The organism is Streptomyces sp. MBT53 (genome assembly GCF_016654115.1).
In the GTDB taxonomy this organism is placed as follows: domain Bacteria; phylum Actinomycetota; class Actinomycetes; order Streptomycetales; family Streptomycetaceae; genus Streptomyces.
The window spans coordinates 18,070-39,078 of sequence record NZ_JAEQAZ010000070.1 but is presented as its reverse complement, the minus strand read 5'-3'; the positions used below and the strand labels follow the sequence as shown (position 1 = coordinate 39,078).

Below are 21,009 nucleotides of genomic sequence, written 5' to 3'. Positions count from 1 at the left end.
CGTCCCCCACGACCAGGCCCCCGCTGCCGCCCGGGGCGGGCGACCAGGGCGACAACTCGGCACTGGCCCTCGCGGCCGGCTACGTCGTGGTCACCTCGGGCGCGCGCGGACGGGAGAACGTCAAGGACGGCACGTACTACGGCAAGGCTCCCGCCGCCCTCGTCGACCTGAAGGCGGCCCTGCGGTACGTCCACAAGAACAAGGGCGTGCTGCCCGGCGACCCCAACAAGATCATCACCAACGGCGGCAGCGCAGGCGGCAACTTCTCCTCGATGATGGGCGCCTCCGTGGGCAGCCCGCTGTTCGACTCCTACCTGCGGGAGTTGGGCGCGGCCGAGGCAAGCGACGCGGTGTTCGCCTCCGCCGTCTTCTGCCCGATCATCGACCTCGGCAACGCCGACAAGGCCTACGAGTGGATGTACGGCTCGGCGAAGCTGAACGGCGAGCTGGTCGACCAGACGGCCTCGAAGCAACTGACCGCGCAGTTCGCGGAGTACCAGGCCTCGCTCGGCCTGCACGGCGTGGGCCGGTTCGGCCGGGTGACGGCCGCCAACTACGACCGGTACCTGCTGGAGAACTACGTACAGCCGGCCGCGACCAGCCATCTGCGGGCGCTCTCCGAAGCCGACCGGACGGCCTACCTGACCGCCAACCCCTTCATCGACTGGTCCGGCGACAGGGCGACTTTCTCCTGGGACGGATACATCGCGCACATCGCCAGGTCCCGTCCCGTGCCCGCCTTCGACGACAAGGCCCTGTCGGAACCGGAGCCGGGCTACTTCGGCGACGAGACCCACGTCGCGCGGCACTTCACCACCTTCGGCCTGCGGTACGCCACCGGTGACAAGACCGCCACGGTCGACCGCGACATCCCGCACAAGGTCAGGCTGACCAACCCGATGACCTACCTGGAGGAGCGCAACCCGCGCCGAGCGAGGCACTGGTGGCTGCGGATCGGCACCAGCGACACCACGCACTCCCTGACGGCGATCACCAACCTTGCCCTCAAGACGCAGAACCTCGGCGACGACGTCAACCTGAAGATGTACTGGGACGGCGGCCACGGCGCCAACGAGGACCCGGGCGACCTGATCAAGTGGATGGGCGAGATCACCGGCTACAGCATCTGATAGCCCCGCGGTGAAACCGGGGCGGGGCACCGGACCGGTGCCCCGCCTCCATTAAGCAGTGACGCTACTTTCCGCCGAATGCGTCGTTGAACTGCCTCCATTCCCTGTCCGAGACCCAGTTCGTACCGCAGGAGGGAATGGACCCGTCCCTTTCGGCGGCCACGATGTAATGCTGGCCGACCGTGAAGGTGAGGTTCTCCGGGAAGTCCGGGTCATTGCTCACCAGGATGGTGCGAGGGCCACCACCGCGCAGCCAATGGTCGACGTGGAAGGTGATCAGCGGCCCCTTCACGGAAGTGACCGTCCCGTAGAAAAGCGTCGGATAACCCGCCAGCTGGTCGGGAACCGGCGCCTGGCACTTTCCGTTGCCCTTGTCGTTCCCGGTGTGGGCGGCGCTGAGGCTCAGCCGCTTGACGGCTTCGGTCGCGTGGCCGTTGCCGGAGTTCGCCGTGATGCCTGCGGTGACGCCACCGCCGAGGAGCAGCGCGGCGGCGGCCGCGAGCCCGAGGAGACGCCGGCGGCCCTTTCCTGCGGTGATCTTCGCGGTGGGATTCGTGGTGTCGATGTCGATGTGGGTGATTTCCGGCGTTGCCACAGAGTCGTTCTTCATTGCAGTCATTGCAGCCTCCACAAGACGATTGATGTCCGGCAGCGGAGCTCGTGAGGTAAACGCGGGATCCGCATCCCTCAGTACAGTCAGCAACTCGTTGTCATTCACTGACCGCTCCTTCCTTCACTCATCTTGTGTCCGGCGAGTTCGGCGTTCTTTCGCCCCGCCTGGAGTTGTTCGGCGATTTTCTTCTTCGCCCGGTGCAGCCGCACGCTCACCGCGTTGGACGTCATTCCGGTCGCCTCGGCGATCTGCCGTGGAGCCAATTCCTCCCACGCCCACAGCCGTATCACCTCGCGATCCAATTCCCCGAGTGCGGCCAGTGCGGCATGCAGTTCACCGTGATCGGTGACGTCGGACACGGGTGCCTGCTGAACACTCGTCAACCGCTCGACCAGACGGAGCCTGCGTCCGTGCGCCCGGCGGGCGTTGGCCAGGCAGCCGCGCGCCACCCCGTAGCACCAGGGGAGCACGTCGTCGCGATCGGGCAGGGACCCGTTTCCGAGCCCGGGTACATGGTCGATGCGACGCCACAGCACCAGCATGGTGTCGGACAGGACGTCCTCGACCATGTCAGGGGCCGCTCGGCGCACCAGATACCGGTGCAGGGGCGCCGTCACCACCTGCGCCAGTCCTTCGAAGCGTGCCCGTCGCAGCCGACGGGTCTCCTGTTCCGCCATGGATTCCACGCCCCGTCCGTGTCCGACACCGGCCGGGTTCTTTCAGCAAGGAGGTGGCGCGCACGCAAGTGCCCGCCCACCGTCGGTGACGGTGGGCGGGCACGGTCGTGTCCGGAGGGCTCAGCTCTCGTCGGGCGTCAGCCGCAGCGAGATGCTGTTGATGCAGTACCGCTGGTCCGTGGGCGTCGCATACCCTTCACCCTCGAACACGTGCCCGAGGTGCGACCCGCACCGGGCGCAGCGCACCTCGGTGCGCACCATCCCGTGCGAGCGGTCCGCGATCAGTTCGACCGCGTCGGTGTCCTTCGGGTCGTAGAAGCTCGGCCAGCCGCAGTGGGACTCGAACTTCTCGGTGGAGGTGAAGAGTTCGGCGCCGCAGGCGCGACAGGAGTAGACGCCCTTCGTCTTGGTGTCGGTGTACTCACCGACGAAGGCGGGCTCCGTGCCGGCCTGCCGCAGCACCGCGTACTCGGCCGGGTTCAGCTCCGCGCGCCATTCCTCGTCCGGCTTTTCGACGTCGTACGACATGCAGCTCAGCCCCTTACTTCGCGAGACGGTCCAGGATCCGCGGGCCGAGGTCAGTCACATCGCCCGCTCCCATGGTGAGAACCAGATCACCGGGCTTCGCCATTCCCGCGACGGCCTCGGGGACGTCCGCCTTGTCGTGGACCGGGGTCACGTCGGCGCCCGCCGCGCGCGCGGCCTCGATGATCAGGTCGCTGGTGACGCCCGGGATCGGGTCCTCGCGGGCCGGGTAGATGTCCAGGACCAGGGAGGCGTCCGCGAGGGCCAGGGCCTGGCCCATCTCCTTGCCGAGCTCCTGGGTGCGGGAGAACAGGTGGGGCTGGAAGACCACCAGCAGGCGCGAGGTGGAGGCCGCCGCGCGCATCGCCTCCAGGTCGGCGCTCATCTCGGTGGGGTGGTGGGCGTAGGAGTCGATCACCTGGACGCCGGCCGCCTCGCCCTTGAGCTGGAGGCGCCGCTTCACACCCGTGTAGGCGGCGAGCGCGGGCGCCAGTTCCGCGGCCGGGATGCCGAGCGCGGCGCCCGCGGCGAGGGCGGCGACCGCGTTGCTCGCGTAGTGGCGGCCGGGGACGGAGACGGTGAAGGTGAGTTCCTCGCCTCCCAGGACCACCGTCACCTCGCTCTTCAGGCCCTGCGCGACCACGGAGAGGATGCGCACGTCGGCGTCCTCCGCCTCCCCGTATGTCACCGTCTTCACGGAAGCGGAGTCGGCCACCCGGCGGGTCAGCTCGCGCGCGCCCTCGTGGTCGGCCGAGATCACCAGCGTGCCGCCGGGCACGATCCGGTCGGCGAAGGTCTGGAAGGAGTCGTAGATCTCTTCCATGGACGCGTAGTTGGCGTGGTGGTCGAGCTCCACATTGAGGACGATCGCGACCTCGGGGGCGTACTTGTGGAAGCTGCGGTCGGATTCGTCGGCCTCGGCGACGAAGATCTCGCCGTCGCCGTGCAGCGCGTTCGAGCCGGGGGCGTCCAGGTCGCCGCCGATCGCGTACGAGGGCTCAAGGCCCAGCTCGGTCAGCGAGACCGCCAGCATCGACGTGGTGGTCGTCTTGCCGTGCGTGCCCGCGACGGCGATCGGGCGCAGGCCGTCCATCAGGCGGGCGAGGGCGTCCGAGCGGTGGACGACGGGGATGCCCAGCTCGGCCGCGCGGGCCAGCTCGGGGTTGTCCTTGCGGATCGCCGACGACACGACCACCGAGGTGGCGTCGTCGGCGAGGTGCTCCGCCGCGTGTCCGATGTGCACGGTGGCGCCCAGGGCGCGCAGCGCGTCGGCGGTCGCGGAGTCCTTGGCGTCGCTGCCCGCGACCTTCGCGCCGCGCTGCGCGAGGATCTTGGCGATCCCCGACATTCCGGCCCCGCCGATGCCGATGAAGTGCGGTCGGTCCATGGCGGTGGGAAGGCCGGGTGCCATGTGTGTCTCCCTGTGCGTGCTGGTTCGTACGGATACGGCGGACGTTCGGCGGCCAGCCTATTCGGTGCCACCGACAATCACGGACACCCGCCCGCCGCTCCCCGCCCGCTACTCCTTGCTGTGCGAGAACAGCTTCAGCACCGGTACGCCGACCTTGTGACGGGCCCGCGAGGCCCAGTCGCGGTGGAAGAACTCCTCCACGTAGTGGGGGTCGGTCAGCACGATGACCTCGTCGGCGCCGATCTCGTCCACCAGGGTCTTGAGGGCGTCCAGCGGGTGGTCCTCGATGAGCCGCCCCTCGGCCTCGCTGCCGGCCGCGTGCAGGGCGTCCAGGGACACCGACAGGGCCTGCGCGCCGAGTTCCGCCGCGTCCTTGCCCTCGGGGGTCTCCCGCTCGTGCGCCGCCTCGTCGAGTTCGCCGAGGGCGACGTCGTCGATGGCCCGCAGCAGGCGGTCCGCCTGGTCGCCGCGGGGCTGGAGCAACACGTGGAAGGAGACGGTCTCGTCACCGTGCAAGGTGGTGACGAACTCCACGTCGGCGGACGTAAGGGCCTTCTCGATCATCAGTACGCTTGTGAACACCAGGCGCCCCTTCTCCTTCGAGGACCCGCGGGCCCTCTCTCCTCCGTGGGCCTGCCAGGCCCTGCGGAAACCATCCTGCCCCGTGATCGCACGGGTACTGCCGGATTTAGTGTGCCCGCCGAAAGACAAACGGAACGGATCATTCCGCCTCGTTTTCAGCTCCGGCGGTAGCGACCGAACAGGAACCCGGCCTCTTCCAGCAGGGACACCAGTTCGAAGCGCTGAGGAACCTTAACCGACGGCCCCCCGGCGATCCGCTGCGCCTCCCCCGCCACGAGCATCGGCGAGAGGGTCACGCACAGTTCGTCGAGCACCCCGGCGGCCACGAACTGCCCGAGCAGCCGCGGCCCGCCCTCGGTAAGCAGCCGGGCGTGCCCCAGGTCCGCGAGCGCCCGTACGGCCCGTGCGGGGTCCACGCCGGTGCCGTCACCGGCGACCACCACCCGGGCGCCCGCCTTCTCGGCGGCGGCGACGCGGTCCGGCGCCGCGAGAGCGCCCGTCAGGACGAGCGTCGGCACCAGGGGCGAGACGAAAAGCGGAAGCGAGAAGTCCAGGTCGAGGCTCGCGGTGACGACCGCGATCACGGGGGCGGGCCCCTGCCCGGCCGCCGCCCGCGCCGCCGCGAACTCGGCACGCGCGCGTGCGGGCCGGTAACCCTCCTGGCGTACCGTTTCCGCACCGACGACCACGACATCCGCCAGCGCCCGCAGGGTGCCGAAGATCCGCATGTCGGCGTCACCGGAGATGGGCTGCGAGCGGCCCTCGTGCTGACCGGCCCCATCCAGCGTGGACACCATGTTGGCGCGCAGCCAGGGGCCCTCCCCCACGGGGTAGGCGTACGCCTCCGCGAGTTCCGGAAGCCCCCACTCCCGGTCCGTCCCACGCGCATCAGGGGCCCCGTCCGAGGCCTGGGCTGCTGTTTCGTCGGTCACAGGGAACAGGCGTCGCATGTCGTGCAGTGTGGCACGGCCTTTAGAGTGGTGAACCGTGTCGTCCTCCTCAGCCGCCTCCGGGATCAGCCCGATAGCAGACGCGGCCCCGCTGTCCCTGTGCGCCCGTGAGCCGTTCGTCCCCGCGGACCGGCTGGTCGCCGAGATGGTGCCGCCGCCGCGCTTCGACTCGGTGCGCTTCGCCACGTACATCCCGGACCCGAACCAGCCCAGCCAGACCGAGGCCGTCGGCGTCCTGGAGACCTTCGCCGCCGGACTCGGCGGGGCGCACGCGGCCGGCGCGAAGCGCGGCTTCCTCGGTTTCGGCAGGGGCCGGGCGCCCAGGACCCCGGCGGGCCCCCGTGGCGTCTATCTGGACGGCGGCTACGGCGTCGGCAAGACCCACCTGCTGGCCTCCCTGTGGCACGCGACCCCGGCCGAGCCCGCGCTCAAGGCCTTCGGCACCTTCGTCGAGCTGACGAACCTGGTCGGCGCGCTCGGCTTCCAGAAGACGGTCCAGACGCTCTCGGGCCACCGCCTGCTGTGCATAGACGAGTTCGAGCTCGACGACCCGGGCGACACCGTCCTGGTGTCGACCCTGCTCGGCAAGCTGGTCGACGCGGGCGTCGCGCTCGCCGCCACCTCCAACACGCTGCCGGGCAAGCTCGGCGAGGGCCGCTTCGCGTCCGTCGACTTCCTGCGCGAGATCCAGGGCCTGTCCGCGCACTTCCGCTCGCTGCGCATCGACGGCGACGACTACCGCCACCGCGGGCTGCCCGAGGCCCCGAAGCCGTTCACCGACGAGCAGGTCACGAAGGCGGCGTACGCCACCGCCGACGCCTCCCTGGACGACTTCCCGCACCTCCTCGCCCACCTCGCCAAGGTCCACCCCAGCCGCTACGGCGCCCTGACCGACGGCCTCAGGGCGGTCTGCCTCACCGACGTCCGGCCGATACCCGACCAGTCGACCGCGCTACGGCTCGTCGTCCTCGCGGACCGGCTCTACGACCGTGAAGTGCCCGTCCTGGCCTCGGGGTTGCCCTTCGACCGGCTGTTCAGCGAGGAGATGCTGAACGGCGGCTACCGCAAGAAGTACTTCCGCGCGATCTCCCGCCTCACCGCGCTGGCCCGGGACGCCAAGGGCCTCGTCGAAACCGTCTAGTTCACGCCAGCCCAGGCACGCTTTTCACGCTCTCTTGGATCGGAAACGCTCCGTTAACCCTGCAAACAACTTCGCCGGGATACCGTGTCACTTGACCAGCCGTTGACCTGGCCTTGGTCTGTACTAGGAACACGAATCGGCTGGAGGGGGGCGCATGTTCCGAGGTAGGACGGCTCGGACCGTCGTGACGCTCCTCACCGCCGTCCTCCTTGCCCTTCCGTTCTTCGCACCCATGGAATCCTTCGCACCCGCGCACACAGCGCGTCATGCGGAGGCCAAGGCCCAGCCCGGGCTCAAGCTCAGCGGCAAGGCCCTGCGCGCCGAGACGATCTCGTTCCGCGACTGCGGCGCCTCCGGGACCCCCACCGTCCCGATGCGGCTGCGCGACCGTTTCCGCACCGTCGACTGCGGGCCCGAGACGCCCGAACGCCCCCTGCTGACACAGGACCCGGCGGCCGTACGCACAGAGGTGGCGCCCGGCGCGGCGCACCACCGCACAGCGAGATCCTCGACAGCGCACTCTCCGGCGGCACTTCAGGTCTTCCGCTGCTGAGAGCCGAGCAGGCAGTCGGTTCCCCCACGCACACTGTCATGCAAGCCCGACGCGCCCAGAGGGCGCGCCAGGAGGAGTACTCACGCCATGCAGCCCCTCATCGACAACGCCCGTACGTTCGGACAACGCCCTGAGGAGTTCGCCAAACTCGCCGAAGGCCAGTCCCCGCAGGTGCTGTTCATCACCTGCTCCGACTCCAGGGTCGTACCGGCCCTGATCACGGGTGCCCGCCCCGGCCAGCTCTTCGAACTGCGCACCGCCGGCAACATCGTTCCGCCGTACGCCTCCGAGCACCCCACGAGCGAGGCGTGCACCATCGAGTACGCCGTGGAGGTCCTCGGCGTCTCCGACATCGTGGTCTGCGGCCACTCGCACTGCGGCGCGGTCGGCGCCCTGGTGCGCGGCGACGACCTGACCGCCGTACCCGCCGTGCGCGACTGGCTCACCCGGGCCACCCCCAAGCCACAGGGGGCGGTCGAGGACCCGGCCGTGTCCGAAGGCGTACAGAGCCACGTCCTCACGCAGTTGCTGAGGCTGCGCTCGTACCCGTACATCGAGAAGAAACTGAAGGACCGTCAACTCGCCCTGCACGCCTGGTTCTACGAGGTCCACACAGGCGCGGTCCAGGTGCACGACCCGGCCACCGACACCTTCAAGGCCCTGTGAGCGCGCCGATGACGACCACATTCCCTTGTCTGCGGCAGGACTTCGCCGCCTCCCTCGTCGTGTTCCTGGTCGCGCTCCCGCTCTGCGTGGGCGTGGCCGTCGCCTCCGGTGTACCGGCCGAACTCGGCCTGGTCACCGGCATCGTGGGCGGGATCGTCACCGGACTCATGCGGGGCAGCAGCCTCCAGGTGTCCGGGCCCGCCGCCGGTCTGACCGTGCTGGTCTTCGAGGCGGTGCGGGAGTACGGACTGCCCGCCCTCGGAGTGATCGTGCTCGCGACCGGTGTGCTCCAAGTCCTCATGGGCGTCCTGAAGTTGGGGCGCTACTTCCGGGCCATCTCGGTCTCGGTCGTCGAGGGCATGCTCGCCGGTATCGGACTGGTGCTGATCGCCGGGCAGTTGTACTCGGTGGCGGGGGCGAAGGCCCCCGCCTCGGGTCTCGACAAGATAGCCGAGTTGCCCGGCACGCTCGTCGACGCCGCCGGGAACACGAAGGCGCTGGCCTCGCTGGCGCTCGGCGCCGCCACCATCGCCGTCCTGGTGCTGTGGAAGCGGCTGCCGGCCAAGGTCCGTACGGTGCCGGGCCCGCTGGCCGCCGTAGGACTGGCGACGCTCGCCGCGCTCGCCTTCGGGCTGCCGGTGGCGACCGTCGAGGTGCAGGGCCTGCTCGGGTCGCTCCAGCCGCCGCCACTCGGCGAGTTCGGTGAGCTGGCGCAGGTCGGGCTGCTCGGCACGGTGGTCGCGTTCACGCTGATCGCGTCGGCCGAGTCGCTGTTCAGCGCGGCGGCGGTGGACCGGCTGCACTCCGGGCCGCGCACCGAGTACGACAAGGAACTCGTCGCGCAGGGCGCGGGCAACGCGATCTGCGGGCTGCTCGGCGCGCTGCCGATGACCGCGGTGATCGTGCGCAGCGCGGCGAACGTACAGGCGGGCGCGCGGACGAAGGCGTCCCGGGTGATGCACGGCGTATGGCTGCTGCTGTTCGCGGCGCTGCTGCCGGACGTCCTCGCGTACATCCCGATCCCGGCCCTGGCGGGCATCCTGGTGCACGCCGGAGCCAAGCTGATCCCCGTCCGGGAGATCGTGTCGCTGTGGCGCGAGCACCGGGGCGAGGCGCTGATCCTGGTCGTCACGGCGTTGTCGATCGTCGCGGTCAGCATGTTCGAGGGCGTGCTCATCGGGCTCGCGCTGGCCGTCGCGAAGACGGCGTGGGAGGCCTCGCACATCAAAATGGAGGTCGTCGACAAGGGCTCCGGCCCGGTGCAGGCGTACCTGTCGGGCAACGCGACTTTCCTGCGGCTGCCGAAGATCCTCGACAGCCTGGAGGCGCTCCCCCAGGACCGGCCGGTCGAACTGCACCTCCCCGGCCTGCACCACCTGGACCACGCCTGCCGTACGGCCCTGGAGAACTGGGCCGAGCGGCACAGCGCGGCCGGTACCGAGCCGGTGAAGGTCACCGCCGCGTAGGCGGGCCGGTGCCTGCCCCGGGGTGATCGTGGCCCTGGGGCAGGCACCGGGCATACCCTTGCAGGATCAGACAAAAGGGCCTCTCGGCAAGGGGGTCGGAATGCTCCAGGAACTGCTGGTGGCGGGCGTGGCGGCCGGTTCCGCGTGCGCCGTGTACGTCGCTGCGGCGGCCAGGGTCGTCAAGCAGTACGAACGCGGGGTCGTCTTCCGCCTCGGGCGGGTGTCCGGCGAGGTGCGGGGCCCCGGCTTCACCACGGTCGTCCCGTTCGTGGACAAGCTCCGCAAGGTCAACATGCAGATCGTGACGATGCCCGTGCCCGCCCAGGAAGGCATCACCCGCGACAACGTGACGGTCCGGGTCGACGCGGTCGTCTACTTCAAGGTCGTCGACGCGACCGACGCGATCGTCAAGGTCGAGGACTACCGCTTCGCGGTGTCCCAGATGGCGCAGACGTCCCTGCGCTCCATCATCGGCAAGAGCGACCTCGACGATCTCCTCTCCAACCGCGAAAAGCTCAACCAGGGCCTGGAGTTGATGATCGACAGCCCCTCCATCGGCTGGGGCGTGCAGATCGACCGCGTCGAGATCAAGGACGTCTCCCTCCCCGAGACCATGAAACGCTCGATGGCCCGCCAGGCCGAGGCCGACCGCGAACGCCGGGCCCGGATCATCAACGCCGACGCCGAGTTGCAGGCCTCCAAGAAACTCGCCGAAGCCGCCGAGCAGATGTCCGAGCAGCCCGCCGCCCTCCAACTCCGCCTCCTGCAAACGGTGGTTGCGGTCGCGGCCGAGAAGAACTCGACCCTCGTCCTCCCCTTCCCGGTGGAACTGCTGCGCTTCCTGGAACGGGCACAGCCGCAGCCACCGCAGCCCCCTCCCCCGCCCGCCGTCGAGCAGTAACATGCCGCCATGCGCCCGAGGTTCGCGATCGTCGCGGTGGCCGCCGCACTGGGGAGCATCGCCGGATGCGGGGGCGACGGAGACGGCGCGGCCGTGCCCACGCCGAGTGCCTCGCAGCGGATCGCGGTCACGAGTACGGCGTTCACCGAGAACGGCACCGTCCCGCGCCGCTACACCTGTGACGGCGCGAACGTCTCCCCGCCCCTGACCTTCACCGGCGTCCCCGCCGGCGCGGCAGAACTGGTCGTGGTCCTGGAGGACCCGAGCGCTCCGCACGGCACGTTCACCCACTGGCTGATGTGGGGAGTGCCCCCGCAGGACAGCCGCCTGACGGCCGGGGAGTCGCCTCAGGGCGCGGTCCAGGGCCGCAACAGCTTCAAGAAGACCGGCTACGGCGGCCCGTGCCCGCCCAGGGGAGCCGCGCCCCACCGCTACGTCCTCTCGGTGTACGCCGCCGACCGGAAACTCGCCCTCGCCACCGACGCCTCACCCGACGACGTACGACGCGCCCTGACCGGCCACACCCTGGCCTCGGGCACGCTGACCGGCCGCTACGGGCGCTGACTGGCGGCCCCCGCCCGCGCGCCGCAGGATCGAGGGAGCCGACCGGAAGGGGTCCCCCCATGGCCAACAAGGGCACGAAGCGCGAGAACGGAAAGCAGGCCCTCACCGACCTGCTGCGCGTCCCCGCCGGCCGACCGGTCGACCTCTCCGCCTACGACGCCACGGCCGTCCCCGGCGGCCCCGCCGACAAGGCCGCCGGCCTCAAGGACACCGCCCGGATGGGCGAAAACCTGGCCGACCTGCAGGAACGCCTGTGGGCGGCCAGCACGGGCGGCGACCGGCGCCGCCTCCTCCTGGTCCTCCAGGGCATGGACACCAGCGGCAAGGGCGGCACGGTCAAGCACGTCATCGGCCTGTTCAACCCCTCCGGCTGCCGCATCCGGGCCTTCAAGGCACCCACACCGGAGGAGCGGAAGCACGACTTCCTCTGGCGCATCAAACGCGCCCTCCCCGAGCCCGGCGAGATCGGCATCTTCGACCGCTCGCACTACGAGGACGTCCTCATCGCCCGCGTCCGCGAACTCGCCCCGCACCGCGAGATCAACGACCGCTACGGCCGCATCAACCGCTTCGAGAAGTCCCTGACGGACGACGGCGTGACGGTCGTCAAGTGCTTCCTCCACATCTCCTACGACCAACAGCGCCGCCGCCTGCTCGAACGCCTCGACAACCCGGACAAGCACTGGAAGTTCAACCCCGGCGACATCGAGGAACGCGCCCTGTGGCCCGCGTACCAACAGGCCTACGAGACCGCCCTCACCCGCTGCTCCACCCCGGAGGCCCCCTGGTACCTGATCCCCGCCGACCGCAAGTGGTACCGCAACTGGGCGATCAGCCGCCTGCTCCTGGACCACCTGACGGCGCTGGATCCGCGGTATCCGGAGGCGGACTTCGACGTGGCAGCGTGCCGGGAGCGGCTGCTCGGCTCCGACTGACGTCCGTTCCGTGTCGATGGCCAATTAGTCACTTTTACTCACTTATGTTCCTACGGTGACCATTCGAGTACGACGAGTCGCCGCCGCCTGTGCACTCGGCGCCGCGCTCACCGCCTGCGGGGCCCCTTCCGCGCCCCACGCCAGCCGTCCGGCGCCCACCGCATCCGCCGCCGCGCCTTCCCGGCCGCCCACCCTCGCGCCCGGTCCCGCCGGGCTGACCCCCGTGTTCAAGAACGGTCCGCGCGTGGACGGCAAGACCGTCGCGCTGACCTTCGACGCCGACATGACCGCCGATCAGGGACCGCGCGCCGCGGCGGGCGAGCACTTCGACAATCCGCAGCTCATCGCGACGCTGCGGGCGCTGAAGGTGCCGGCGACCGTGTTCATGACCGGTCGGTGGGCCGACGAGTACCCGGCCGAGGCCCGCGACATCGGGCGGGACCCGCAGTTCGAGATCGCCAACCATTCCTACAGCCACTACGCCTTCACCGGCGACTGCTACGGCCTGCCGACCGTGTCCCGGGACCGGATGAAGGCCGATGTGGAGCGGGCGTACACGGCCTTCAAGAAGGCGGGCGTGCCGAACGCGATGCCGTACTTCCGCTTCCCCGGCGGGTGTTACGACCGGCAGGCGCTGAAGACGCTGAGCGCGGTCGGTGTCACGGCGGTGCAGTGGGACGTGGTGAGCGGCGACGCCTTCGCCACGGACTCCGATGCGGTGGCCCAGCAGGTGCTGGAGGGTGTGCAGCCCGGCTCGGTGGTCGTCATGCACTGCACGCGCAGTGCCGCCCCGGCGACCGAGAAGGCCGTCCGCATGATCGTGCCCGAGCTGCGGAAGAAGGGGTACCGGTTCGTGAAGGTCTCCGAGCTGATCGGGGCGGCGGACCGACACCGCTGAGGGGCGCGTGCCCCTCTTACGCTGGTCCCATGAGCGACGAGGAAGACGAGGCATCGGCACCCGCGTACGCGGAGTGTGTGCTGTGCCGGGAGCCCACCGAGTACCCGGTGACACACAAGGGGATCACGCTGTGCCCCGTGTGCGAGTGGCAGAAGGCGCAGCGGACCGCCTGTTCAGGGTGAGCGGCGGGACGTGAGGGCGCAGGTCGCGGCGGTCGAGGCCGCCGTGACCGGAGCCACCGCGGCCAGAGGCAGCAGCGCGACCGAACCCGTGCCCGACTGCGAGCCGGTCATCAAGCCAGTCACCGGTGGCCTTCGTCGTCGAGGTGCGTTGTGGCTGGGCGCGCAGTGGTGCTTTCAGGAGCCGCCCCTCCCCCTGGCAGACTGGACGGCGTGACCAGTGATTCCACCGTTTCCGGCGGCGATGTCGACCCCTTCCGTAATGAGCGCACCGTGCGGGACGAGGCACCCCAGTTCGTGTTGCCCCTGGTCGTGCGGATCGAGCGGGATGCCCCGCCGGCTCGGACGGACGCGTTGGAGACGGCGGCCCGGGCCGTGCTGACGATCCTGAGTGACGAGCGGGCCCTCGGTGACGGGGAGTGGGCGCAGGTCATGCGGGACTGGCAGGACGCGCGGATCCGGAAGGTGGTGCGGCGGGCGCGTGGGGCCGAGTGGCGGCGGGCCGAGGCGCTGCCGGGCATCACGGTGACCGGGAAGTCGGCGGAGGTACGGGTCTTCCCGCCCGTCCCGCTCGACGGCTGGCCCAAGGATCTGGCCCGGCTCCAGGTGTCCGGCACCGACCTCGACGACCCCGAACCGCCGGCCGACGCGGACCCGACGGCGCCGGTGCTCTGGCTGAACCCCGACCTCGACATGTCCGCCGGCAAGACGATGGCCCAGACCGGCCATGGCGCCCAACTCGCCTGGTGGGAGCTGTCGGAGGAGGAGCGGACCGCCTGGCGCCAGGCCGGCTTCCCGCTCTCCGTACGCACCGCAGCCCCTGCCCAGTGGGCCGAACTCATCGACAGCGAACGGCCGTTGGTCCGGGACGCGGGCTTCACGGAGATCGCCCCCGGACTGACCGTCGCGGTCGAGGGACACCACCGGGTCGGCGAACTGGGCGACGGGGGGCGGGGACCGGTCGACTGAGGCCGCGGGCCCCCGTCCCCCTCCCCCGCCCCTCCCTCTGTCCCTGTCCCTAACCTTGCCGACTGCCGACAGCCCCGGGTCCGACCGGAGCAGGTCGGGTCCACGGGATCAGTGCCGGGACGCGGGCGCGGTAGGCCTCGTAGGACGCACCGAACCGGTCGGCCATCAGGCCGTCCTCTATGCGGACCCGGCGCAGCAGCCAGGGGACGGCGACGGCCAGGAACACGATCCAGACGCCGAAGCCGCAGGCCAGCATTCCGCCGAGGACCAGGCCGAGCAGGCCGGTGTAGATGGGGTGCCGCACTATTCGGTACGGACCCTCGGTGCGCAGTTCGTGGTGTTCGTGGACCAGCGGGATGCTGGCCCACATGACGCCCAGCACCCAGCGGGCCCAGAGCAGCAGAGCCGTGGAGGCGACGGCGATCAGGGCGCCGAGGAGGGCGAGTTCGGGCTGCCAGTACTGGAGGTGGTGCCAGAAGGAGTCTGGGGTGTGTCTGATGAGCAGGGAGAACGCGTAGGCGCCCGCGATCAGCAGAAGTCGCCGGGGCAGGGTGCGGCGCAGGCCGCGTACCCAGCCGGCGAGGCCTGCCTCGCTCTTCACGCCGAAGTACACCGCGCCCGCGATCCACGCCACGACGAAGATCGCGACACAGACGCCGGTGAGAGCGACGAGTGCGGAATGTAGTGATCCCATGGCACAAGGCTGCGCCCCGACCTGCGTGGTTCACCACCACCCACGGGCTGATTCAGCGGCTCCACCCTCGGGTGGAGATCCCTCATCGATCCGTCACGGATCCACTACTCGCGGTCGAGGTGACGTAGATCACGACGGATCAGGGCATCGGGCGGCAGGTGCCGCGGCGTCCCCCTCCTGAAAGTCCGAATGGGGGGATGGGGGAACAGACCGTGCGCCGTGGCTACAAGTGGGTCGACCGCGAGCTGGCCCGGATGGGCCCGGACGCCGACTGGGAGCGCATGATCTCGCTCTACGTCGGCCACCGCGTCCCCGAGTTCGCGCTGGCGATGATGGTCTATCCGGGCACGATGCGCATGATGCAGCCGGGCTTCGGAGCCGCCACCCTGGCCCACACCGCGAAGCTGGAGAAGCGGCCCCGGCGGCGTTTCGAGGACGGCAACAGGTTCCTGATGGCGTGGATGGTGGACGGGCTGTCCAGCCCGTCGGGCCGCTCCGCCGCCGAGCGGCTCAACCGCATCCACCTGTCCATCGCCCGCGCGACCCCGCAGCTGCCCGGCAACTTCGACGACGTCGACGACTTCGTCTATCCCCTGGTCCTGCTGGCCACGTTCGCCGACCGCCTCCAGACCTCTCTCGGGCTGCCCGGTACCAGCGAGGGCATGAAGGTCGCCTGGCATCGCTGGGCGCGGACCCTCTTCCGGCTCCTGGAACGCGAGTCCGGGCCACTGGCCGACGAGGCGTTCCCCGAGGACTGGGACGCGATGACCGAGTTCGCCCTGAAATTCGAGGCGCGGCCGTACGAGGGGACGGAGTCCGGTCATCGGGTGGCGACCGCGATGATGGAGTTCTTCGCCGAGCGCTGGTTCCCGTTCCCCTTACGGGAGTTCGGCAGAGATCTGACCCGGTGTCTCGCCGGCGAGCGGGTCTGCCGGCTGCACCGGATCGGCACGCTCACCCCGCGCCGCGAGCGTGCCGTCCGCCTGTTCCTGAAGTCCGCGTTCCTCGCCCAGCGCCTTCTCCCCGACTACCGCAGACCGCTTCCCGAGCGCCTGCGGCAGACCCGGCGCCGCACCGGCCCGGCGCTCAACTCCCCAGCATCTTGAGGGTCCTTCGGTGCCACACCAGCGGACTCCGCTCGTCGTCCGACCTCATCGCCAGCACGCGCAGCACGATGATGTCGTGGTCGCCGGCCGGATAGCTGTGCTCGACGGTGCACTCCAGCCATACCGGTGCGCCGTCGAGGAAGATCGCACCCGATTCCGCCTCCACCGTGCGCAGGTCGGCGAAGCGGGCCGCCTTGCTGCGGGAGGCGAGTTGGCGGGCCTTGTCGCTGTGGCCCTCGCCCAGGACGGAGATCCCGATGGCCTGCGCGCGGGAGAGTACCGGCCAGGTCGTCGAGGTGTGCTGTGCGGCGAAGGAGACCATGGGCGGGTTGTGGGAGACGCCGACGGCGAACGACGAGACGATCATGACGGTCGGGTCGCCGTGGACGCGCGCGGAGAGGGCCGCGACCCCCGCCGGGAAGCCGGAGAACGCCCTGGTCATCTCCCCGGGATCGGAGGTGATGCCGTCCAGATTCTCCAGGCCTTCCATTGCCGTCATCGTGCAACCCCCTTCCGTGTGCGGCTTCATGAGGCCACGTCAGGCTTCATCAGGCGACTCCCGTGGGTATCCGTGGCTAGGTGTGGGGCGGTGGGCACCGACAGAAGTCCCCTGCCGGGAGGCTCTGTTCGCAGGAGCGCGCAGGCGAGGAGACAGAGCAGCCCGACCGCCGCGAGCCCGCCGAGCGTGACCGCGTAGCCGTGGCCGGCCAGCAGAACGGCGCAGACCGCGCTGCCCAGTACCGCGCCGAGTTGCTTCATCGCGTTGAACGTTCCGGAGGCCGCGCCGACCTCGGCCGGTCCGACCGATGTGACCGCCGCGATCGAAAGGGGCGACCAGACAAAGGAGTTGGCGACCCCGTACACCGCGAACGTGGCGGTCAGCGCGGGGATCGGGGCGTCGGTCGCGACGAGTACCGCTGATGTGCCGATGGACAGGACGAGCGCGCCGGAGCCGATGACGGCGACCGCGCGGGATCCGATGCCGTTGTTGAGCCGGGCCGACACCGGTGCCCCCAACAGGCAGACCACGCCCATCGGTACGAGGGTGAGGGCAGCCGCGCCCGCGTCGAGCCCGCGCTCCCGCTGGAGGTACAGCATCAGCGGGATCATGGCCGACCCGGAGCAGAAAGCGGCGGCCGCACCGGCCCAGGCAGCGACGACGAACCCTCGGCTGCGCAGAAACTCGACCGGCACGAGGGCGCGTTGACCGTCCCGGCGCTGCAGCCAGACCGCGGCCACCACGACCAGCACACCCGTCCCGGCGAGCAACCACCTCGGCACGCCCAGCACTTCCGCACTCGCGCCGTCGGTGCCCTGGATGCCGATCACGAGCGCAGCCGCGCCGGTCGCGTTCGCGCAGATCGCCCACACCGGGATGCGCGCCGACTGCCGTGGCAGGACCGGCACGAACACCGCCACGGCGATCATCGCGGCGACGCCGACCGGCACGTTGACCCAGAACACCGCGGGCCAACCCCCGGCCGCCACCAGGAATCCGCCCAGCAGCGGGCCGACAGCCACCGCCGCTCCGCCGACCGCACCCCACACCCCGAGCGCGACGGCGAGACGCGGCGGCCGGAACAGCGCCTTGATGAGGGTCAGGCACTGCGGGGTCATCAACGCGGCCCCGATGCCCTGTGCCACTCGCCAGACGACAAGTGCCGTGATGGTGGCGGCGGTTGCGCACAGCAGCGACCCGAGTGTGAACGCGGCCAGCCCGACCAGGTGGACGCGTCGATGGCCGTGGCGGTCGCCGAGCCGTCCCGCGACGACCAACGGCACCGCGTACGCGATGAGGTAGCCGCTGTTGACCCACATCGCGGCGGTCTCGCTCGCGTGCAGCCCGCTGATCAGTGACGGCAGCGCGACCGAGGTGATCGTGCTGTCCAGCAGCAGCATGAAGAACCCGGTGCAGAGACTGCCGAGGGCGAACCAGTCACGCCGGGCACTCACACTCTCCGCCGACACCTCAGACTGCCAGGTTCTCGCGGAGAGTTGAGCCTGGGTAGGCCGGTGCGAGCGCGCCGCGGCGGCGGAGTTCGGGCAGCAGCAGTTCGCTGATCGCGGCGAAGCCGGCGGGCATGGCGAGCGGGCTGGAGAACATGAAGCCGCCGCGTGCTCCGGTGGCGGCGAAGTTCTCCTCCAACGCGTCGGCCACGGCGGCCGGATCGCCGACGAGGCTGTGGTCCAGGCCCGTGGCCCGCCCCCGGCCGTGCGCGAAGAACTCGCTACGGCTCATGGTGTGGTCGGCGCCGAACTCCGCGACGAGCGAGCCGACGAGCCCCGCAGGACTCGCGTTGGCGGCCGCCAACTCGTCGCGCAGTTCGCCGAGTTGGAAGGAGGCGGGCAGCGTCGAGAAGTCGTAGCCGGCGTTGTGCGAGAGGTAGGTGGCGACCGCCTCCTCGTTCCAGAACTCGTGCACCGCCTCGCAGCGCGCCAGCGCCTCGGCCTTCGTGCGGCCGACGATCACCTGGGTGGCCCAGAGGATGCCCACGTGTTGCGGGTCCCGCCCCTCGGCGAGCAGGGCCTCGTCGAGCAGCTTGCGATGGCGCTGCTGGCTCGCCAGATGTCCGCCGAAGCCGAAGACCAGGTCGGCGAAGCGGGCCGAAGCGGCGATGCCCCGGGGGGAGTTGCCCGCCTGCACGATGAGCGGGTGGTACTGCGGGCCGGGTACGGACGCGAGCGGTCCCTTGACGGTGAAGAAGCGCCCCTCGTGGTCGATGGGGTGCACCTTCGCGGGGTCGGCGAACCGGCCCGTGCCGCGGTCGCGGACGATGGCGTCCGGTGCGACGGAGTCCCACAACGCCCGGCAGACGTCGATGAATTCCTCCATCCGCTCGTAGCGCAGGTCGTGGTCCATGAGTTCGGCGAACCCGTAGTTGGCCGCGTCGGCGCCGCGGGTGGAGGCGACCACGTTGAAGGCGATACGGCCGCCGGTCACATGGTCGAGCGAGTTCAACAGCCGGGCGACGTAGAAGGGATGCATGAAGGTGGAGGAGTACGTCAGGCCGAAGCCGACGTTCTCCGTCACCGTGGACATCGCGGCGATGACCGGTGCCATGTCGTGGCGCGGCCACTGGATGCCCCACTCGACGGCCGGTGCGATGCTGCCGCGCCAGGTGCTGGGGATGCCGCTGCCGTCGCCGAAGAACAGCAGGCCGACGCCCGCGCGTTCGGCGGTCTGCGCGAGTTCCATGAACATGCGGACGTCGGGGAAGTCCCGCCCGACCCACGAGCCTTGACGCGCCCAGGCGCCCTCGGTGTGGGTGAAGGAGAGGTCGTAGCCGATGTGCATTCCGGTCATCGCGCGGCCTTCTTCCACAGCTCGACGACCTCGTCGGCGTCGCTCAACACGGCCACGTTCAGACCTAGTTGGAACAGGGCGGCGGCGTTGACGTGCGGGTCGTACGCGTTGGTCGTGTCCTGGGGCACGACGACGGGCCAGTCGAGTTGGACGGCGTCCTGGGCGGTCGCGTACACACAGCACTCGCTCGTCAGGCCGACGACGGTGAGCCAGTCGCAGCCGGCCGCGCGCAGCCGGGCGTCGAGATCGGTGCCTAGGAAGCCGCTGTAGCCGCGCTTGACCACCCGCAACTCGCCTTCCCCAGGCTCCATTTGGAACCACTCGGCGCCTGGTGTCCCGATCCGGCACGGCTCGTCCGGGCTCATGGGTGCGTCGTAGTCGCCCTCGCGCAGCCAGTTGCTCGACCGCCACGGCCGTGCCGGGTCGCTGCCCAACTCGACCCAGACGACGGGTACTTCGGCGGCGCGTGCGGCGTCGACGAGTTCGGCGATCCGGGTGACCGTCCGGCCCAGCGCCGCCAGCGCCTCGTCGGTGAGGCCGTAGGCCCCGAGCCGGTCCGGGTCGGCGAAGTCCCGTTGCACGTCGACCACGACGAGCGCGGGCCTGCTCTCCGGCCGTGCGAGGCGGGCCAGTTGTCTGTCGCGCAGGTCGGACATCAGGCCGTCACCTCGTCGCGGGCGCGCAGCGCGGGCAGCACGGTGTCGCCGAAGAGCAGCATGTCCTCGTCGTACTCCGGGAAGATCAGCATGAGCCCGTCGAGGTCGGCCTCCCGCACGATGTACTCGATGTGCTCGGTGACGGTACGGGCGCTGCCGGCGACGTACGGCGTCTGGAAGGCGGCCTCCCCGTCGGCGCCGGCGGCCCAGGCGCGGGCCTGGTCCTCGGGCACGCCCCAGGTGTGCCGCATATGGGCGAGGGCCTCGCGGTCGACGCCGACGCCCCACTCCTTGACCTTCTTGACGGCCAGTTCGTCGGTGTCGTCCTGGACGACGGTGAGCATCGAATAGGTCTTGCAGACACGGCCGTTGGCCTTCGCGCGGGCGTGCACGTCGGCGGAGAGCGACCGCATGTCGTCGAGGCTGTCGGCGGCGAGGAAAGCACCGTCGGCGTACTTGGCCTGGAAGCGGCGGGCGTCCTCGGACCGTCCCGCGCTGATCAGCGTGGGCCGGATCGCCGGATGCGGACGCGACTCGCAGTCGGCGAGGTCGAAGTACGGGGTGCGCATCGTGACCGAGTCCTCGCTCCACAGCCGGGTGACGGCCTCCGTCCACAGCTCTGTCATCCGGTAGCGGTCCGCGTGGCTCAACTCCGGGTCCCAGTCGCCGAATTGCTCGAACTCCCCCGCGTACGAGCCGTTCACGATGTTCATCCCGGCCCGGCCGCCGGAGATGTCCTGGAGAGTGGTGAGCATCTTCGCCGCGACCGCGGGGTTGTGGATGTTGGCGTGCAGGGTCGCCCAGATCTTCACCCGGCTGGTGGCCTCGGCGAGCGCCGCCATCATCGTCATCGACTCCAGCGAGCGGCCCCAGTGGTCCGTACTCCCGCCGAAACCACGCCACTTGGCCATCGACATCACGAAGTCGAGACCGATGTTCTCCGCGTGCAGGGCGGCACGCCTGTTGTACGCGTAGGTCGCCTCGGGGTGCGGGGCGGTGGTGGACAGCATCCACCCGCCGTTCCCGATGGGAAGGAAGATTCCGTACTCTTTCGCGGGCACGTCACGGGCCTTTCTACGGCTCTGCGGG

General features: G+C 70.3%; 25 protein-coding genes. 12 read left to right on the top strand and 13 right to left on the bottom strand.

What is annotated here, in order from left to right; translation table 11 throughout:
- On the top strand, positions 1–1,130 hold a 1,130-nt coding region (locus JHN45_RS25110; protein WP_236584066.1), incomplete at its 5' end, for a subtype B tannase.
- A 64-nt stretch (positions 1,131–1,194) separates the two neighbouring features.
- Here JHN45_RS25110 and JHN45_RS25105 read toward each other — a convergent pair.
- The 6 genes from JHN45_RS25105 to JHN45_RS25080 all read right to left on the bottom strand — a co-directional run bounded on the left by JHN45_RS25105 (position 1,195) and on the right by JHN45_RS25080 (position 5,888).
- Positions 1,195–1,848 (bottom strand): hypothetical protein, encoded by a 654-nt coding sequence (locus JHN45_RS25105; protein WP_201050726.1) that lies wholly within the window; start codon positions 1,846–1,848, stop codon positions 1,195–1,197.
- Positions 1,845–2,420, bottom strand: a complete 576-nt coding sequence (locus JHN45_RS25100) for an RNA polymerase sigma factor (protein ID WP_236584065.1) — start codon at positions 2,418–2,420, stop codon at positions 1,845–1,847. Before JHN45_RS25100 ends, JHN45_RS25105 begins: the two co-directional genes overlap by 4 nt.
- Before the next feature lie 120 nt (positions 2,421–2,540).
- Positions 2,541–2,948, bottom strand: a complete 408-nt coding sequence (msrB, locus tag JHN45_RS25095) for a peptide-methionine (R)-S-oxide reductase MsrB (RefSeq protein WP_201050724.1) — start codon at positions 2,946–2,948, stop codon at positions 2,541–2,543.
- A 13-nt stretch (positions 2,949–2,961) separates the two neighbouring features.
- Complete coding sequence (gene murC / locus JHN45_RS25090; protein ID WP_200715997.1) at positions 2,962–4,356, bottom strand: UDP-N-acetylmuramate--L-alanine ligase; 1,395 nt, start codon at positions 4,354–4,356, stop codon at positions 2,962–2,964.
- A gap of 108 nt (positions 4,357–4,464) precedes the next feature.
- Positions 4,465–4,938 (bottom strand): indole-3-glycerol phosphate synthase, encoded by a 474-nt coding sequence (locus JHN45_RS25085; protein WP_200715996.1) that lies wholly within the window; start codon positions 4,936–4,938, stop codon positions 4,465–4,467.
- 155 nt (positions 4,939–5,093) lie between these two features.
- Positions 5,094–5,888 (bottom strand): pyrimidine reductase family protein, encoded by a 795-nt coding sequence (locus JHN45_RS25080; protein ID WP_201050723.1) that lies wholly within the window; start codon positions 5,886–5,888, stop codon positions 5,094–5,096.
- Positions 5,889–5,925: 37 nt separating this feature from the next.
- On the opposite strand from JHN45_RS25080, the gene zapE reads away from it, so the two are divergent.
- The 9 genes from zapE to JHN45_RS25035 all read left to right on the top strand — a co-directional run bounded on the left by zapE (position 5,926) and on the right by JHN45_RS25035 (position 13,194).
- Positions 5,926–7,029, top strand: a complete 1,104-nt coding sequence (gene zapE / locus JHN45_RS25075) for a cell division protein ZapE (protein ID WP_200715994.1) — start codon at positions 5,926–5,928, stop codon at positions 7,027–7,029.
- Between the two features lie 154 nt (positions 7,030–7,183).
- Positions 7,184–7,582: a hypothetical protein gene (locus JHN45_RS25070; RefSeq protein ID WP_200715993.1), complete on the top strand. Its 399-nt coding sequence runs from the start codon at positions 7,184–7,186 to the stop codon at positions 7,580–7,582.
- 87 nt (positions 7,583–7,669) lie between these two features.
- Positions 7,670–8,248 (top strand): carbonic anhydrase, encoded by a 579-nt coding sequence (locus JHN45_RS25065; protein ID WP_200715992.1) that lies wholly within the window; start codon positions 7,670–7,672, stop codon positions 8,246–8,248.
- Between the two features lie 8 nt (positions 8,249–8,256).
- Positions 8,257–9,714 (top strand): SulP family inorganic anion transporter, encoded by a 1,458-nt coding sequence (locus JHN45_RS25060; RefSeq protein WP_201050722.1) that lies wholly within the window; start codon positions 8,257–8,259, stop codon positions 9,712–9,714.
- Positions 9,715–9,814: 100 nt separating this feature from the next.
- Complete coding sequence (locus JHN45_RS25055; RefSeq protein ID WP_200715990.1) at positions 9,815–10,615, top strand: slipin family protein; 801 nt, start codon at positions 9,815–9,817, stop codon at positions 10,613–10,615.
- Positions 10,616–10,624: 9 nt separating this feature from the next.
- The gene (locus tag JHN45_RS25050; RefSeq protein ID WP_200715989.1) at positions 10,625–11,179 is read left to right on the top strand and encodes a YbhB/YbcL family Raf kinase inhibitor-like protein; all 555 of its coding nucleotides are present in this window, start codon (positions 10,625–10,627) and stop codon (positions 11,177–11,179) included.
- Positions 11,180–11,238: 59 nt separating this feature from the next.
- A complete protein-coding gene (locus tag JHN45_RS25045) occupies positions 11,239–12,114 on the top strand; it encodes a polyphosphate kinase 2 family protein (protein ID WP_201050721.1) in 876 nt (291 codons plus the stop codon).
- Positions 12,115–12,169: 55 nt separating this feature from the next.
- Positions 12,170–13,012, top strand: coding sequence for a polysaccharide deacetylase family protein (locus tag JHN45_RS25040; RefSeq protein ID WP_201050720.1), 843 nt, complete (start codon positions 12,170–12,172; stop codon positions 13,010–13,012).
- 29 nt (positions 13,013–13,041) lie between these two features.
- Entirely contained in the window at positions 13,042–13,194 is a 153-nt protein-coding gene (locus tag JHN45_RS25035; RefSeq protein ID WP_201050719.1) for a hypothetical protein, read from the top strand.
- Here the strand turns inward: JHN45_RS25035 and JHN45_RS25030 are convergent.
- On the bottom strand, positions 13,186–13,317 hold the full coding sequence (locus JHN45_RS25030) for a hypothetical protein (protein ID WP_268982321.1): 132 nt from the start codon (positions 13,315–13,317) through the stop codon (positions 13,186–13,188). The genes JHN45_RS25035 and JHN45_RS25030 overlap by 9 nt on opposite strands.
- 87 nt (positions 13,318–13,404) lie before the next feature.
- Between JHN45_RS25030 and JHN45_RS25025 the strand changes: the two genes are divergently transcribed.
- Positions 13,405–14,160: a peptidyl-tRNA hydrolase gene (locus JHN45_RS25025; protein ID WP_200715985.1), complete on the top strand. Its 756-nt coding sequence runs from the start codon at positions 13,405–13,407 to the stop codon at positions 14,158–14,160.
- Between the two features lie 49 nt (positions 14,161–14,209).
- Here JHN45_RS25025 and JHN45_RS25020 read toward each other — a convergent pair whose 3' ends face one another.
- Complete coding sequence (locus tag JHN45_RS25020) at positions 14,210–14,854, bottom strand: isoprenylcysteine carboxylmethyltransferase family protein (RefSeq protein WP_200715875.1); 645 nt, start codon at positions 14,852–14,854, stop codon at positions 14,210–14,212.
- Positions 14,855–15,051: 197 nt separating this feature from the next.
- On the opposite strand from JHN45_RS25020, the gene JHN45_RS25015 reads away from it, so the two are divergent.
- Entirely contained in the window at positions 15,052–15,960 is a 909-nt protein-coding gene (locus JHN45_RS25015) for an oxygenase MpaB family protein (RefSeq protein WP_236584064.1), read from the top strand.
- Here JHN45_RS25015 and JHN45_RS25010 read toward each other — a convergent pair.
- Genes JHN45_RS25010 through JHN45_RS24990 form a run of 5 tightly spaced genes read right to left on the bottom strand, consistent with a single transcriptional unit; the run spans position 15,941 to position 20,981 of the window.
- A complete protein-coding gene (locus JHN45_RS25010) occupies positions 15,941–16,459 on the bottom strand; it encodes a flavin reductase family protein (protein ID WP_234469406.1) in 519 nt (172 codons plus the stop codon). The two genes, JHN45_RS25015 and JHN45_RS25010, sit on opposite strands and share 20 nt — an antisense overlap.
- A gap of 26 nt (positions 16,460–16,485) precedes the next feature.
- Positions 16,486–17,913 carry an MFS transporter gene (locus JHN45_RS25005; protein WP_307783190.1) on the bottom strand — a complete coding sequence of 476 codons (1,428 nt, stop codon included), beginning with the start codon at positions 17,911–17,913 and terminating at the stop codon, positions 16,486–16,488.
- A 16-nt stretch (positions 17,914–17,929) separates the two neighbouring features.
- Positions 17,930–19,264 (bottom strand): NtaA/DmoA family FMN-dependent monooxygenase, encoded by a 1,335-nt coding sequence (locus tag JHN45_RS25000; RefSeq protein ID WP_201050718.1) that lies wholly within the window; start codon positions 19,262–19,264, stop codon positions 17,930–17,932.
- A complete protein-coding gene (locus JHN45_RS24995; protein ID WP_200715873.1) occupies positions 19,261–19,920 on the bottom strand; it encodes a cysteine hydrolase family protein in 660 nt (219 codons plus the stop codon). Before JHN45_RS24995 ends, JHN45_RS25000 begins: the two co-directional genes overlap by 4 nt.
- Positions 19,920–20,981, bottom strand: coding sequence for an LLM class flavin-dependent oxidoreductase (locus JHN45_RS24990; RefSeq protein ID WP_201050717.1), 1,062 nt, complete (start codon positions 20,979–20,981; stop codon positions 19,920–19,922). The genes JHN45_RS24995 and JHN45_RS24990 overlap by 1 nt, the downstream gene beginning before the upstream one ends.
- Between the last annotated feature and the right edge of the window lie 28 nt (positions 20,982–21,009).